Origin of the sequence: Streptomyces sp. N35 (assembly GCF_016464295.1) — a bacterium.
GTDB lineage: Bacteria > Actinomycetota > Actinomycetes > Streptomycetales > Streptomycetaceae > Streptomyces.
The window spans coordinates 1-13,211 of the sequence record NZ_JAEIMH010000093.1; the positions used below are offsets into that span (position 1 = coordinate 1).

Annotated in this window: 16 protein-coding genes and 2 tRNA genes; 10 read left to right on the top strand and 8 right to left on the bottom strand. The window is 71.6% G+C overall.

Annotated features, from left to right (window positions below; all coding sequences use genetic code 11):
* Positions 1-2,465 (bottom strand): PAS domain-containing protein (locus JAO81_RS35015; protein ID WP_199552029.1); only part of this gene is annotated, 2,465 nt, incomplete at its 3' end.
* A gap of 236 nt (positions 2,466-2,701) precedes the next feature.
* Positions 2,702-3,175, bottom strand: a complete 474-nt coding sequence (locus tag JAO81_RS35020; protein WP_374194389.1) for an SSI family serine proteinase inhibitor — start codon at positions 3,173-3,175, stop codon at positions 2,702-2,704.
* A gap of 177 nt (positions 3,176-3,352) precedes the next feature.
* Here JAO81_RS35020 and JAO81_RS35025 point away from each other — a divergent pair.
* Positions 3,353-3,443 (top strand) — tRNA-Ser (locus JAO81_RS35025).
* A 202-nt stretch (positions 3,444-3,645) separates the two neighbouring features.
* Positions 3,646-3,718 (top strand) — tRNA-Arg (locus JAO81_RS35030).
* An 81-nt stretch (positions 3,719-3,799) separates the two neighbouring features.
* On the opposite strand, the gene JAO81_RS35035 is transcribed toward JAO81_RS35030, so the two are convergent.
* Together JAO81_RS35035 and JAO81_RS35040 are read right to left on the bottom strand one after the other, a co-directional pair.
* Entirely contained in the window at positions 3,800-4,144 is a 345-nt protein-coding gene (locus tag JAO81_RS35035) for a hypothetical protein (RefSeq protein ID WP_199552030.1), read from the bottom strand.
* A gap of 318 nt (positions 4,145-4,462) precedes the next feature.
* On the bottom strand, positions 4,463-5,218 hold the full coding sequence (locus JAO81_RS35040; RefSeq protein WP_199552031.1) for a DUF4352 domain-containing protein: 756 nt from the start codon (positions 5,216-5,218) through the stop codon (positions 4,463-4,465).
* 182 nt (positions 5,219-5,400) lie between these two features.
* Between JAO81_RS35040 and JAO81_RS35045 the strand changes: the two genes are divergently transcribed.
* Complete coding sequence (locus JAO81_RS35045) at positions 5,401-6,534, top strand: MerR family transcriptional regulator (RefSeq protein WP_199552032.1); 1,134 nt, start codon at positions 5,401-5,403, stop codon at positions 6,532-6,534.
* Positions 6,535-6,646: 112 nt separating this feature from the next.
* On the opposite strand, the gene JAO81_RS35050 is transcribed toward JAO81_RS35045, so the two are convergent.
* Complete coding sequence (locus JAO81_RS35050; protein ID WP_199552054.1) at positions 6,647-6,973, bottom strand: hypothetical protein; 327 nt, start codon at positions 6,971-6,973, stop codon at positions 6,647-6,649.
* A 4-nt stretch (positions 6,974-6,977) separates the two neighbouring features.
* Complete coding sequence (locus JAO81_RS35055) at positions 6,978-7,292, bottom strand: hypothetical protein (protein WP_199552033.1); 315 nt, start codon at positions 7,290-7,292, stop codon at positions 6,978-6,980.
* Between the two features lie 142 nt (positions 7,293-7,434).
* Here JAO81_RS35055 and JAO81_RS35060 point away from each other — a divergent pair, with 142 nt between their 5' ends.
* On the top strand, positions 7,435-7,683 hold the full coding sequence (locus JAO81_RS35060) for a GntR family transcriptional regulator (protein WP_199552034.1): 249 nt from the start codon (positions 7,435-7,437) through the stop codon (positions 7,681-7,683).
* A 4-nt stretch (positions 7,684-7,687) separates the two neighbouring features.
* Here the strand turns inward: JAO81_RS35060 and JAO81_RS35065 are convergent, their stop codons facing one another.
* Positions 7,688-8,656, bottom strand: a complete 969-nt coding sequence (locus JAO81_RS35065) for a tetratricopeptide repeat protein (RefSeq protein WP_199552055.1) — start codon at positions 8,654-8,656, stop codon at positions 7,688-7,690.
* 195 nt (positions 8,657-8,851) lie between these two features.
* Between JAO81_RS35065 and JAO81_RS35070 the strand changes: the two genes are divergently transcribed.
* From JAO81_RS35070 to JAO81_RS35090, 5 genes are all read left to right on the top strand, one after another.
* Positions 8,852-9,121, top strand: a complete 270-nt coding sequence (locus JAO81_RS35070) for a DUF1905 domain-containing protein (protein WP_199552035.1) — start codon at positions 8,852-8,854, stop codon at positions 9,119-9,121.
* Between the two features lie 152 nt (positions 9,122-9,273).
* A complete protein-coding gene (locus JAO81_RS35075; protein ID WP_199552036.1) occupies positions 9,274-9,489 on the top strand; it encodes a hypothetical protein in 216 nt (71 codons plus the stop codon).
* 52 nt (positions 9,490-9,541) lie between these two features.
* Entirely contained in the window at positions 9,542-10,258 is a 717-nt protein-coding gene (locus tag JAO81_RS35080; protein ID WP_233416363.1) for a signal protein, read from the top strand.
* 35 nt (positions 10,259-10,293) lie between these two features.
* Entirely contained in the window at positions 10,294-10,971 is a 678-nt protein-coding gene (locus JAO81_RS35085) for a hypothetical protein (protein WP_199552037.1), read from the top strand.
* A 135-nt stretch (positions 10,972-11,106) separates the two neighbouring features.
* Positions 11,107-11,454, top strand: coding sequence for a DUF1330 domain-containing protein (locus JAO81_RS35090; protein WP_199552038.1), 348 nt, complete (start codon positions 11,107-11,109; stop codon positions 11,452-11,454).
* 30 nt (positions 11,455-11,484) lie between these two features.
* On the opposite strand, the gene JAO81_RS35095 is transcribed toward JAO81_RS35090, so the two are convergent.
* Positions 11,485-12,159, bottom strand: coding sequence for a putative glycolipid-binding domain-containing protein (locus JAO81_RS35095; RefSeq protein WP_233416364.1), 675 nt, complete (start codon positions 12,157-12,159; stop codon positions 11,485-11,487).
* Positions 12,160-12,178: 19 nt separating this feature from the next.
* On the opposite strand from JAO81_RS35095, the gene JAO81_RS35100 reads away from it, so the two are divergent.
* Positions 12,179-13,084 carry a DUF2797 domain-containing protein gene (locus tag JAO81_RS35100; protein ID WP_199552058.1) on the top strand — a complete coding sequence of 302 codons (906 nt, stop codon included), beginning with the start codon at positions 12,179-12,181 and terminating at the stop codon, positions 13,082-13,084.
* The last annotated feature ends 127 nt before the right edge of the window (positions 13,085-13,211 follow it).

Below are 13,211 nucleotides of genomic sequence, written 5' to 3' on the forward strand. Positions count from 1 at the left end.
GCGGGGGGGGGGCGGGGCAAACCCCGCCCCCCCCGCGCCCCCCGCCGCCGCCGCGCCCCGCGGGGCGCCCGCGCCCGGCGCCCTGCGGCGCCGCCCGGTCGGCTGCGCCTCGGCGACGGGGGCCTCCCCGTCACCGGTACCGGCCGGCGGCAGCGCGGCAACGGCCGTCTCGGGCCGGGCCCTTCGCCCCGTCGGCGCCACGGGCTCGCCCGCGGGCATGCCCTGCGGCGGCACGGTCGCGCCGGGGCCCGGTGCACCCCCGGGCGCCCCCGCCGCGTGGTCGGCCGCGGGGACCCCCCCGCCGGGGCTTCGGCCGCGCTCACGTTCTGGTGGGCCTGGTTGCTCGTACGGCGCCGACGCCCCGTCCCGCCACCGCCTCCGGACACGGAGATCCCGGCCCCGTCGGACACGGAGACCCCGGCCCCGTCGGGCACCGAGATCCCGGCCCCGTCGGGCACCGAGAAGCCGTCCCCGTCGGAATCCGCGGTGTTCTGCGCGGGCACCCGCTCGGCCTCGGCCGCTTCGGCCGCCGCGCCCGCCCCCCCGCGCCGCCGGCCGGGCGCCGCGGGCGGGGGGGCCGCCGGCTCCGTGGCGCCCGCGCCGTCCGAAGGCTCCACAGGTGCGTGGCCCTGCCGGTTGTCGAGGAAGGAGTCCACGGACGACCGGCGCGCACGCCGCCGCCCGCCGGACCCGGGCACACCGGCCTGCGAAGCGGCATCGGCGGCCGTGGCGCCGGCCTGTTCGGGCAGGGCGAGTTCGCTTCCCGCGGGAGCGGCCTCGATCGTCCCGGCACCCGACCCGATCGGCACTTCGAGGACGTACGCTCCCCCACTGCCCGAAGGGCGTGGGCGCTGCCCCCAGCCGCCCGTCCCGGGCACCTCATGCGTCTGCAGCACACCACCGTGCGCCCGTACGATCCCGGCCACCAGCGGCGCGTGCACCGGATCGCCGCCCGCGTACGGCCCGCGGACCTCGATCCGTACGACATCACCGCGCTGCGCCGCCGCCACCACGATCGTGGAGTCGACATAACCCGCCGCGGGGTCGGCCGACCGCGCGTTGCCCGTCGAGTCGATCCCCGCGACATCCGCGATCAGATGCGCGAGCGCCGTGGCCAGCCGCCCGGCGTCCACCTCGGCCTCGATCGGCGGCGCGTGCACCGCGAACTGGGCCCGCCCGGGCCCGATCAGATCCACCGCACCCTCGACACCGGCGGTCACGACGCGGTCGAGCAGCGCGGGCACCTTGTGCAGGGAGTGCGAACCGTCGTCGAGGAGCTGGTAGTTCAGGACGTTGTCGACGAGGGTCGTCATCCGCGTATAGCCGGCGGCCAGGTGGTGCAGGATCTGGTTGGCCTCGGGCCAGAGCTGGCCGGCCGGATCGGCGGCGAGCCCGCCGAGCTCCCCGCGCAGCTGCTCGAGCGGTCCGCGCAGCGACTCACCGAGCACGGCGAGCAGCTGGGCATGGCGCGAGGCGAGCTGCTCGTAGCGCTCGCGCTCCCGCTCGACGAGCTGCTCGTAACGGGCGGCTTCCCGCTCCTGCAGATCCGCGTAACGCTCACGCGAGGCGGACTCCAACTCCGCGTACCGCTCCTGCTCCTGCGCCGCCAGTGCCTCGTACTTCTCCTGCGCCGAGGCCCGCTCCTGGTCGAGCTCCTCCTGGAGCGCGTCATAGGGCCGCCGGTCGGTGAACGCGAGCACCGCGCCGACCAGCTGATCCCCGTCGCGTACGGGAGCGGTGGTCAGATCGACCGCGACCGGCTTGCCGTTCTTCGCCCACAGGACCTGCCCGCGTACGCGGTGCTTGCGGCCGGAGCGCAGGGTGTCGGCGAGCGGGCTCTCCTCGTACGGGAAGGGCTCACCGTCCGGGCGCGAGTGCTGCACGAGAGCGTGCAGCTCCTTGCCGCCCAGGTCGCTCGCCCGGTACCCGAGGATCTGCGCGGCGGCCGGATTGACGAGGACGACCCGCCCCTCGGTGTCCGTACCGACCACACCCTCGGCGGCGGCGCGCAGGATCATCTCGGTCTGCCGCTGCGACCGTGCGAGCTCGGCCTCGGTGTCGACGGTGCCGGACAGATCCCGTACGACGAGCATCAACAGCTCGTCGCCCCACGCACCTTGGCTCTCGTAGGCCTGGCGTCCGTCCAGATTCGCGCTGGTCACCTCGACGGGCAGCTCACTGCCGTCGGTCCGCCGCGCGGTCATCCGCTTCGGCTTGGTCCGCCCGCGCTCGTCGGCCGCGTCGGGCCGCCGCATCGACCCCGGGATCAGCCGCGAGTCGAATGCGGGCAGGAGATCGAGCAGCCCCCGCCCCACAAGAGCCGTACCCGGCGCCTCGAACGTATCGAGCGCGATCGTGTTGGCGTTGACCACCGTGCCGTTGGCGTTGACGAGCAGCAGCGCGTCGGGCAGGGCGTCGAGTATGGCTGCGAGGCGAGCAGCGCCTCGGGATGGCCTGCTGCTCACGACGACGGGTCCTCCCTGTTACCGCACCTTGCGTGCCCCCGGACCCGGCTTTCCCCCCGGCCCGTGGCATGTCACTCAAGGGAGTCTACGGGCAGCGGTTGCGCTGGGGACGCCGGATGAGAGGGAGATCCCAGGAAGGCGCCACGGAGGAGGTGTGACTGCACACGACGAGCACCTTCACCGGACGCGCGTGACCGCTCTGCGGACGCGGGGCCACGCGGCCATGCCGGGGGCGCTCACCAGACGCGGGGGCCACCCGAGTCTGGCGAGGCCTCGGGCAGGACGGGCACGAGCTGGTTCCACCGCCCGATCTCACACCCGTTGCGCCGGTCGAACTCCGCCGTGACCTGCCGGCCACGCCAGGTCCCGGTGATCCGGGCGGTCTCGGGCCCGCCGTACTGCATCGTGCACATCGAGTCGGCGGGCACGGCCGCGAAGGGGTCGCGCCCTTCACCGGCCATCGCATCGAGCCGCTCACAGGCCTCGTCGGCCCGCGGATGACTCCCGCCCCCGCTCCCGTCAGGCAGGCAGCTGAGCTCATACGTCTCATACGGCAGCGCCGATCCGTCCCCGGACGTGATGGTCAGCACATCCGGCTGCGGCTCGGGCAGCGCATGCGCCGGCGGTTCGTCGGCGGCCGCGACGGTGGGCACGACGGCCACCGCGGCGAACGAGGCGACGGCGGAAACGGCGAGACGACGCAACAACATGGGGGCTCCAGGGGTGGGGCGGACGCCCTGTTCAACGCCTTCGGGCCCCGTACGTTGCGCACCCGCGGCAATGCTTTGCCCTGCCGCCCACGTGCCTAGTACCGTGGGGGGCGATTGGTGACAGCCCGCTCGGCTGTGTCATCATCTGCATCGCACCACGCGCTCGCGCAGGTGCGTGGAGGCGTCGCCTAGTCCGGTCTATGGCGCCGCACTGCTAATGCGGTTTGGGACTTACATCCCATCGAGGGTTCAAATCCCTCCGCCTCCGCACAAAGACTCAGGGAGTCCACGTCGTACGACGCGGACTCCCTGAGTCGTTTCCGGGGGTGTGGGCCATCCGTGCGGATCCGGCTGTTTCCGCAGGTCGCAAGGGGTGCGGTAAACGGATTTCACATGGCGGCGGCAGTCATGTAATGTTCTTCCTGTCGCCGCGAGCGGGGTGAAAGCACCGGAGCGGGACAACAGAACAAGCACTCGTAGCTTAACGGATAGAGCATCTGACTACGGATCAGAAGGTTGCAGGTTCGAATCCTGCCGAGTGCACACGGCCGAGAAGCCCCCGGAGATGATCCGGGGGCTTTTTGCGTTGCCTGTGCAGTGGTGGAGTGCGGTAACGGTGGCGGTCTACTCTTCCCGGACGATCAGCGTGGGGGGTAAGGCGTCGGGCCTCCGCGACCGTGTCGTCAGGCGCTGGGTGAGGGCGAGCGATGCGGGAGCACGCAGGATCAGCCGGCGTGGGGGCTCCATCAGGCAGGCGATGGCGACGAAGACATCGACCAGGGAGTTGGAGAGGCCGGCGGCCCCGGACAGGTCGACCACGATGTCGTCCTGCCCATGGCAGAGCAGCGTCGCAAGGTGCTGAGTGACGGTGGCTTTACGGGCTCCGGTGGCGTGGCCGTAAAGCCACACGGTGGCCGTGTCCGGGTCGATTTTGACTGGCGTGGAACCGTTGAGCGATGGCGCGTCCATGGCTACTCCGAAGGACACGCATCGTGAAGCCGGCAGGCGGAGCCGCAGGGTGTGGACGGCAAGGTCTTTGGGCGAGCGCGATGCGGAAGGGCGCGGATACAGCCGCGCAGAAATACCGCTGGCGGTGAGTCCCTCAGACTCAGCTCTGACCACCGGATGAGCATCCCGATGCGCTAACAGCGGCCGTCATCAACGGATTTGGCTCACCTTACCGCAGAACGTCCGACTTTTCGTATGGCTAAGTATTTTCGATGCGAGGCCCCAGGAGGTCGTCCCGGGGCCTTCACGTTGCCCGCCGGCGGGCGGGGCTGTGCGACCTCACCCCGTGAGGTCGATGACGACGCGTTCGCCCAGGAAGAGTCCGGTGCTGTAGTCGAGGCGCAGCGTGCGGGCGTCCGTCGGGACCTCGAAGGCCATCTGCCCGGTGCGCTGCTCGCCCGGTGCCACTTCGCCGTCCGGTGCCTGGTCCACGCCGACCACGATCGTCTGCCGGTAGGCGCGGCCGTCCTCGTCCCTTACCTCGCTCGTGAAGAACGAACTGGCCGTACGCGCCCGGTCCTTGGTGTTCTTGACGGTCAGGTCGACGACGATGAAGCGCTTGCCCGCCTCCGGGGTGGAGAACTGGTTGCCGGAGACGAACGGGTCGATGACCTTGTTGACCTTCAGTTCCCAGCCGTCGGCCGCGATCGTGTCGCCCACGCGGAAGGTCTCCTGGGACGAGGCCGTCTCGTCCTTCCGCGCGCCAGACGCCGACGACGTGACCTTCTCGGGCTTCTTCCCCTCGTCCGAGCCGACGGACACGATGAGGGCCGCGCATCCGCCGGCCACCAGGATCAGCAGACCGCCACAGCCCAGCGCGATCCACTTCCAGGGGCTCTTCTTGGGTGGCTGTGGCGGCGCGCCGTAAGGAGGTTGCCCGTACGGAGGCGGTGGCGAGGGGTGCTGCCAGCCGGGGCCGGGCTGCTGCTGACCGTTCCACGGTGGCGGTTGTTGCGGTGTGCCGGGGCCCCACTGCTGAGGGCGGCCAGGGGGCGGGTCGTTGCCGTCGGGGGGCGGCGGTGGGGAAGCGTTCATGATCACGCTTATACGGTCGCCCGGTCCGTTCGCGGCCGACCCGCCCCCGCGAGGGCCCGTCAATAGCGTCGACGGGTGTACCCGGCTGCTCCTTTCGGGCGCGGTGGTGCGGGTGCCCGGCATCGGGTGAGTGCGGTGGAGGCGGGCCGTCTCGCCCGGGAGCTTGACCCTCACGTGGCGTCATGGCGCATGGTCGGGGCGTGGAAGAGCACTTGAGCGTGGGGCGTGTGGCCGAGTTGGCCGGGGTGAGTGTGCGGACGCTGCATCACTACGACGGGATCGGGCTCGTGCGGCCGTCCGCGCGGACCGCCGCCGGGTACCGGGCGTACGCGGCGGGCGATGTGGAGCGGCTGCGGGAGGTGCTCGCGTACCGGAGGCTCGGCTTCGGGCTGAGCGAGATCGCGGATCTCGTCGACGACCCGGCCGCGGACACGGTCGCGCGCCTGCGCCGGCTGCGTGGCCTGCTCGTCGAGCAGCGTGATCGTACGGCGGCCATGGTGGCGGGCATCGACGAGGAGCTGGAGGCGCGGGCGATGGGGTTCAGGACGACGCCGGAGGAGCAACTGAGGCTGTTCGGTGCGGAGTTGTACGAGGCGATCGGGACCGCCTATCCGGCGACGCGCCGCACCGAGCCGCGGATCGCCGAGCGGATCCGGGAGGCGCTGGGGGACGCGCGGACCGTGCTGAACGTCGGGGCCGGCACCGGCTCCTACGAGCCCACGGACCGTGAGGTCACGGCGGTGGAACCGTCGGCCGTCATGCGCGCTCAGCGTCCCGCGGGTGCGGCGCCGTGTGTGGCCGCGAGTGCGGAGAGCCTTCCGTTCGAGGACCAGTCCTTCGATGCCGCGATGGCGGTCAGCACCATCCACCACTGGCCGGACCCGGTGGCGGGGCTGCGCGAGATGCGGCGGGTGGCCCGCCGGGTGGTGGTGTTCACGTACGACGCCAGTACGCCCGGCTGGCTCGACCGGTTCTGGCTCACGCGCGACTACCTGCCGGAGTTCGGCGGTCTGCTCACCGGCTGGCCCTCGATGGCCGACCTGACCGAAGCGGTCGGGGGCCGTGCGGAGCCGGTGCTGATTCCGTGGGACTGCGCGGACGGTTTCTTCGAGGCGCACTGGCGCAGGCCCGAGGCGTACCTGGAGGAGCATGTGCGGCGTGCGGTGTCGGTGTGGACGAGGGTCGGTCCCGAGGCCGAACAGCGGGCGGTGGCCCGGCTCCGCGCCGACCTCGACTCGGGTCACTGGGCCGAGCACAACCGCGATCTCGTCGCCCTCGACGCGGCCGAGCTCGGCCTCCGCCTGCTCGTGTCCTGACCCCGACGGTCTGCGCCTCCTGGTGTCCTGACCCCGACGGTCTGCGCCCCCTGGTGTCCTGACCCCGACGGTCTGCGCCCCCTGGTGTCCTGACCCCGACGGTCTGCGCCTCCTAGTGGCCTGACCTGCCGTCGCAGTCCGTAGGCCGCAGGTCCTGCCGCCGCAGCCGCGTGCCCCGGCTCTCCGCGATCCGCAGGGTGTCGCCGAGGGCCTCGGCCAGGCGCTCGGCGAGGTAGCGGAGTTCGGGGTCGTGGACGCTGTTGGTGAGCATGCCCCGGGTGTACGTCAACAGCTCGGCGCCCATGGCCAGTTGGACCGCCTCGGTCACGTCGGCCACGCGGGAGACCGGTCCGGTGTCGTCGCCGATCAGGTAACAGGGCTTGCCCTCGGGCCCGTTCCACGGAAGCAGCCGGGCCGCCTCGCCCTTCTCGTGCGGCAGCACGTCACGCCACCTCCATGCCGTGGATCCAGTACGGCCCGGGGGCGTCGATCCCGAGGGTCGCGAGGACGAGCTCACGTCGACGCCGGCGTTGTTCGTCGGCGGTCAGATAGGGGCGTACGAGAGCGGTGGCTTCTCCGGGAAGCGGATCGGTGTCGTCCAGGCCGTACGGGCTGCGGTGGGTGGGGAGCGCTGGGGCCACCATGCGCGGCGCGGCCCAACGGAGGCCTGGTGTCGGGGTGTTGGCGCCCTGGACGGCAGGGGCGCCAACACTGGGTTGCCACAGCCATGCGGCGATACGGCGGATAAGGTCGGTCATGTCGTCAGCTCCGTGGATTTGCTGGTGGCCATGCCCCCGGGCGGTTGCAGCCGTCGCGGGGGTCTTTCAGGGCCATCTCATCGCGGTCTACCGCAGTCTACTGCGGTCGCGCGGTCTACCGCAGTCTTTTAGCGTCAACCGCATGACTGCGGAACTCGATCGCACGCGCCCCATCTGGCGCCAGGTAGCCGCGACGATCACGGATCGGATCGCTGACGGCACCTACCCCGTCGGGTCGCGAGTCCCGTCCGTGGTGGAACTCTCCACCGAGTTCGGAGTGGCCGCGTCGACCGCGCAGAAGGTGCTGGCGCACCTGAAGACGGAAGGCCTCATCCGCGCGGAGGTCGGCCTCGGCTCCTTCGTCTCCGAACGCCCCGCCAAGACCGACTGACCGCTCAGCCCCCGCAGATGCCCCGGGCCTCCGCGACGAGGCCACCCGGCAACCCCGCCCCCTCGCACGCGTACGCGATCAGGACGTCCCGGTAGCCGGGGTTCGGGAGCTCGGGGGCCAGGGCGATCAGGGTCCGCAGGTCCTCAGGTGAACCGGACAGGCGCGTGCGGTACGCGGCGCCCGCCGCGCGCAGCGAGACCTCGCGCGGTGCGTGGCGCAGGCCCTCGTCGACCAGGGCGACCGCGGCGGCGAAGTCCCCTTGTTCCGCGCGTACGTCGGCGAGGTCCAAGTGGAGGGACCAGTTGGCGGGGTCCAGCGTCAGGGCCCGTTCGAACGCCGCCGCCGTCCGGTCCAGATCACCCCTCGCGCGCCAGGTGTTCGCCCGTGCCACCTCGGTCCACATGCTCCGGGCGACGGCGTCGGCCCGGTCGCACAGGGCGAAGGCCAGCTCGTAGTGCCCGCAGGCGCGGGGCAGACGGGACATGGCGGCCAGGGAATCCGGTACGGGGCTGCGCTCGGACACCACGTCGAGGGCGTGGAACCAGGGCGCGAACCGCTGCCGCATCTCGTCCGAGTCCAGGTCGTGGCCGGGGTCCAGGACGCGCAGACAGGCCTCGGCCAGCGCTTCGGCGCTCACACCGGCGAGGAAGCGTGTGTCGCCGAACCAGGGCGCGGCGCCCCAGGCCACGTCGGGCCGGGCTCCCGTGACCGAGCCCAGGGTCATCGCGGCGTCGTCCATCGCGCCGTCGAGGAAGAAGAAGTAGCCCTGCCCGAGTACGGCGCTCAAGGTGCTGTTGCCTTGGAGCGCGGACTCCAGCTCCGTGCGCCGGTCCCGCCTGAGTTCGGCGAGCGCGGCATAAGGCTCCGGGGACGCCGGAGCCGAGGCTATGGCCCGTACGAGCCACTCCACGGCGCCGGCCGGGCTTCCGCCGCAGTGCGCCAGCACACCGGCGAGGCTGACGGCGCTCGCCACCGACTGCTGCGATGACTGGTCCGGCGACTGGTCCGGCGACTGGTTCAGGGGCTGATGCGACACCGCCGGAGAATATCCAGCGCCGATGAGTTCTCGCGGCCGTCCCGGTCTCAAGTGGTGATCGATACGAAAGCGGAGGCAGGCTGTGAGGCGGGCCGCTTTCTCATCCACTGCTACGGAACAGGCGGGATCCCCATGGACAAGAAATTCACCGCAACCCTGCAGAAGAGCCCGAACAAGGGCGGCTGGACCTATGTCGTATGGCCCGAGGCGGCCGCGTACTTCGGCACCCGTGGGCTGGTGAAAGTGCGGGGCACGATCGACGGTCATCCGTTCCGTAGCTCGTTCATGGCCCTGGGTGACGGCACGCACAAGCTGCCGGTGAAGGCGGATGTGCGCAAGGCGATCGGCAAGGAGGAGGGCGACACCGTGACCGTCCGCCTCCAGGAACGCCTGGAGACCTGAACCCGGAGACCTGAACCCGGAGACCTGAACCCGGAGACCTGGAGTCCCGGAGACCCGCCCCTGACGAGCGCCGCGTTTTGCGCAGCCGTGGCCGGGGGATACCCCACGGACCTGTTCACGGGGGCTGAGCAGGTCCAAGGGGTGGGGCTCACATGCTTGAGATCGGTCTGCTGATCGGAGGTATGGCCGCGATCGTGGCGGTTCTGATCGCAGTCGTCCTGCGCCGCAACTCCCGTACGGAGAACGCCGACGGCCTCCTCATGGAGCAGTACGCGCGCGACCAGGCGCACGACGACCGGATGACCTACCGCTACACCAACGTCATCTTCGAGGTCCCCCCGAACCGCCGCGATCCCCACCGTCGCTAGAGCGCGCGCCCCTGGTTACTCTTGCGCTCTTTGTGGTGCAGGGGAGGCACGCATGAGGTTCAGGGGTGGGGCGGCGGCCGTGGTCGCCGCGGTGCTGGTGGCCGGGTTGGCGGGGTGCGGCGAATCCGGTGGTGGTGGTCGTGGAGATGCGGGCGCGGGCGACGCGAAGAGCTCAGCCGAGCCGTCCGAGCCGTCCGAGCCGTCCGCCAAGAGCTCGTCCGAACCGTCCGCCGCGGCCTCGTCGGGGTCGGCGTTCACACCCCTGCCGTCCGCTGAGCTCCAGGGCCGCTGGTGGTCGTGGGCGGCGCGCGAGCCGGCCGCGACCAATCCCGTGATGGACAAGGACGGCAGCGACTGCGAGCGCAACCAGAAGTGGGATGTCTGGTTCCTCGCCGGCAGTTTCGGCACCAAGGAGCGCCGCACCTGCACCGTCCCCGACAACGTCCAACTGGCCTTCCCGCTGGCGAATCTGATGACCCCGGACGAGCAGGACTGCGCGGTCTTCATGGAGCAGGCCAAGGGGTCGGCGCACCTGGACGGCAAGGCACTCGAAGCGCAGACTCACCCCGTGGAAGGGATCATGGTGGAAGGGGTCGCGGGCAACCCCGTCACCGACACCGACCAGACGCTGATCACCAAGGGGTGCGGGCTGTGGGTCCAACTGCCCCCGCTGAAAGCCGGATCGCACTCCTTGAAGATCCGCGGCGAGGCCGATGACCTGTCCGTCGCCGTGGACTACACGCTCAAGGTCGAGGCGGCGCAAGGATGATGCCCGCCGGCCCCGCAGGAACCACGGAGGATCCCATGCGCTACCGCTTCACGACCTACCACCCGGCCGGTGACGCCGAGGGGGAGGTCGGCGAAGGGAGTCGGCTGGGTGGGCAGCCGGGGTGGGTGGAGGGTCCGCAGTGGCCGGTGGATCCGTATGAGGATGAACTTGCGCCGTTCATGGGGCAGTTCAAGGTGCCGGCGCAGGAGGGCGGCGGGGGGAAGGACCGGATGGTCTACCTGTTCGCCATCGGGTTCAGCGGTGAGCACGCCACCGTCGTACAGCCGGGCGGCCATGTCACCGAGTCCTTCGAGGTACGGGCCTCGGCCACCGGACCCACCGAGCTGGACCGGCCCCACCTGCTCCGGGTGGCGGAGGAGGTGGACTTCGCCGAGGCCAGGCGGGAGGCCGAGCGGCGGCTGGAGCCGGTCGAAGGGGAGGACGAGGACGACTGGGAGTGGCGGCTCCAGGAGGCGGTCGAGGCGCGGCAGGAGGATGCGGAAGGCAGCATCCGGATGGACCAGCTCGGCGGGCCCGGTGTCGTACCGGTCTGGCTGCAGGACGACTGCACGCCGGGCGAGGGCTGGCAGCTGGTCGCCCAGTTCGACTCCTGCAACCTGCCGTTCGACGTCAACTTCGGTGACACCGGGGTGGGTTATCTGTTTCTCTCGCCGGATGGTGAGAAGGCGGAGTTCTTCTACCAGTGCTGCTAGCCGGCGCATGGCGTGCGTCACTTACCTGCCAGGTAATCGACCCCGCGTACCGCCGCTGCCACCATCGAGGCGTACCCACTCGGAAGCCACGAGCCGAAGCCACGAGAGCCGCAGGCACGAGAGCCGGAGGACGCCATGTCCGCGTACGTCATCGCCCGTCTGCACAAGGCAGCGAAGCTGCACCCGGACATCGCCGAGTACATCGAGCGGATTCCCGGGACCTTCGAACCGTACGGCGGGCGCTTCCTCGTGCACGTCACGCCGCACGAGGTGCTCGAGGGGAGCTGGGACGAGGACGTCGTGATGATCGGGTTCCCCGGGGTCGAGGAGGCGCGGGCCTGGTGGCAGTCGGACGCGTATCAGGAGATCGCGCCGCTGCGCTCGAGGCACCTCGACGGGGACATCATTCTCGTCCCCGGGGTTCCCGAGGGGTATGACGCGACGAAGACCGCCGCCGGGCTGCGGGAGTTCCTCAAGGGCTAGCCCCTCAAGAGCTAGCCCCTCAAGGCTGGTTCATCGAGTGCTGAGCCGGTGGGCCAGGTCCACGTAGCTCGTGACGAAGCCGTCCTCGTCGAACTCCACGTCACTGGCGAAGTCCCCCGAGCTGAAGTGCACACGGGTGCCTGCCGGGCCCGGGCCGGTGTGGGTGTACGTCTGCGGTGACGCGTGCACCGTCAGGTCCGGGACCGAGACCCAGGCCATCCGGCAGTCCTGGCTGCCCGGTGCGCGGTGCAGGTCGTGGCGCAGGACCGGCATCGCGTTGGTGAGCGGTGAGAGGCCCAGGTCGCAGTCCAGGGTGCCGGGGTCCGCCCACGGGAGCGGAACGCCGTTCGCCGTCCAGTCGCCGGAGCCGTCGTCCCGGCGCAGGTCCAAGTGCACGGTCGCGTCGGTGGTTTCGGCCGTCACCGTCAGCCGGCGGGTGATCCAGTCAGGACCCGTCTCCAGCTCGTACGAGAGCCAGTACGGGTGCGGGAGCGCGGCGAAGACGCGGCCGCGGGCCGAGAAGGAGCGCGGACCCGTCGGGGTGACCCAGGCCGTCTCGAAGCCGCCGGTCTCCGTCACCTGCCAGGTCAGGACGCGAGCCGGGCCGGGCGCCGGAGCGCGAGCCGGGTCGGGCGGCGAGAGGCGAGCCGAAGCGGACATCGGAACGCGAGCCGGGTCGGGCGGCGGGACGCGACTGTCAGTCATGGGTACCAGGATGGGGCCCATGGCGTGGTGGTGCACAGGGGTGCGGTGGAGCGGTGGGCGGCCTGCTCTCGGATGGTTCGGGGACGGGCGCGGCGAGCGCGAGAGCCCCCTTGCGTACGGGCAGGAGCTCGGGTTCGTGGCCCGGGGTGGGCGGCGGTGTCTCGGGGTGCGGCGGGGGCGGCGGCGTACGCCGTGTCCGACCGGGGCCGGCGTGTCCGCCCGGGCGGCCCGTGCGCAGTGCGAGGAGTGCGCCCGTATCGACCGGTCCTACTCCGTCGCCGCCGACACCATGACCGATGATCCGCGGCCGTATGCCGTCTATCTCGCCACCTTCGGGCCGGGGCTCGTCAAAGTGGGGATCACCGCGGACGAGCGCGGCTCGGCGCGGCTCCTGGAACAGGGCGCGGTCGCGTTCACCTGGCTCGGCCGGGGCCCGCTGATGGCGGCGCGGCGGGTGGAGGAGCTGGTGGGGGTGGCGCTGGGGGTGCCGGACCGGATTCCGTACGCGAAGAAGAGGGCGGTGCGGGCCACGCTGCCGCCGGCCGACGAGTGGGCGGCGGAGCTGGTGCGGGCCCATGCGCGGGCGGTGGGGCTCGCGGGCTGGCCCGAGTCGATGACCACGGCCGCATGTGAAGTGGTCGACCACCGTGGGGAGTTCGGCCTGGCGGGGCTCACGCAGGCCGCTTCGGTGGTACGGGAGCTCGTCGACGGGGGTGTCGTGGCGGGCCGCCTCGTCGCGGCCGCGGGTCCTGATCTGCACCTCGATACGGGCCGCGGCCTTGTCCTGGACGGGCGCCTGCTCGGCGGCTGGCGGCTCGAGGCGGTCGCGGGCGGCGAGGCTGTCCCGGGCGGCGAGGCCGTGGGCGGCGGCGCGGTGACGGTGCCGACGGTGGAGCTGGGCGGGGTGCAGGACGGGTTGTTCTGAGCCCGCCCCGAGCCCGTCCCGAGCCCGTCCCGAGCCCGTCCCGAGCCCGTCCCGAGCCCGTCCCGAGCCTGACCCCGAGCCCCGAGCCCCGAGCCCCGAGCCCGCCCCGCCCCTCAACCGTTTCTCA

Bases quoted from the DNA above. Each gene is read 5' to 3' on its own strand.
- JAO81_RS35055 (WP_199552033.1), bottom strand. From the start codon at position 7,292: ATGACCGACCTTATCCGCCGTATCGCCGCATGGCTGTGGCAACCCAGT.
- JAO81_RS35070 (WP_199552035.1), top strand. From the start codon at position 8,852: ATGGACAAGAAATTCACCGCAACCCTGCAGAAGAGCCCGAACAAGGGC.
- JAO81_RS35060 (WP_199552034.1), top strand. From the start codon at position 7,435: ATGACTGCGGAACTCGATCGCACGCGCCCCATCTGGCGCCAGGTAGCC.
- JAO81_RS35100 (WP_199552058.1), top strand. From the start codon at position 12,179: ATGGCGTGGTGGTGCACAGGGGTGCGGTGGAGCGGTGGGCGGCCTGCT.
- JAO81_RS35090 (WP_199552038.1), top strand. From the start codon at position 11,107: ATGTCCGCGTACGTCATCGCCCGTCTGCACAAGGCAGCGAAGCTGCAC.
- JAO81_RS35020 (WP_374194389.1), bottom strand. From the start codon at position 3,175: ATGTTGTTGCGTCGTCTCGCCGTTTCCGCCGTCGCCTCGTTCGCCGCG.
- JAO81_RS35045 (WP_199552032.1), top strand. From the start codon at position 5,401: ATGGCGCATGGTCGGGGCGTGGAAGAGCACTTGAGCGTGGGGCGTGTG.
- JAO81_RS35075 (WP_199552036.1), top strand. From the start codon at position 9,274: ATGCTTGAGATCGGTCTGCTGATCGGAGGTATGGCCGCGATCGTGGCG.
- JAO81_RS35035 (WP_199552030.1), bottom strand. From the start codon at position 4,144: ATGGACGCGCCATCGCTCAACGGTTCCACGCCAGTCAAAATCGACCCG.
- JAO81_RS35080 (WP_233416363.1), top strand. From the start codon at position 9,542: ATGAGGTTCAGGGGTGGGGCGGCGGCCGTGGTCGCCGCGGTGCTGGTG.
- JAO81_RS35085 (WP_199552037.1), top strand. From the start codon at position 10,294: ATGCGCTACCGCTTCACGACCTACCACCCGGCCGGTGACGCCGAGGGG.
- JAO81_RS35040 (WP_199552031.1), bottom strand. From the start codon at position 5,218: ATGAACGCTTCCCCACCGCCGCCCCCCGACGGCAACGACCCGCCCCCT.
- JAO81_RS35095 (WP_233416364.1), bottom strand. From the start codon at position 12,159: ATGACTGACAGTCGCGTCCCGCCGCCCGACCCGGCTCGCGTTCCGATG.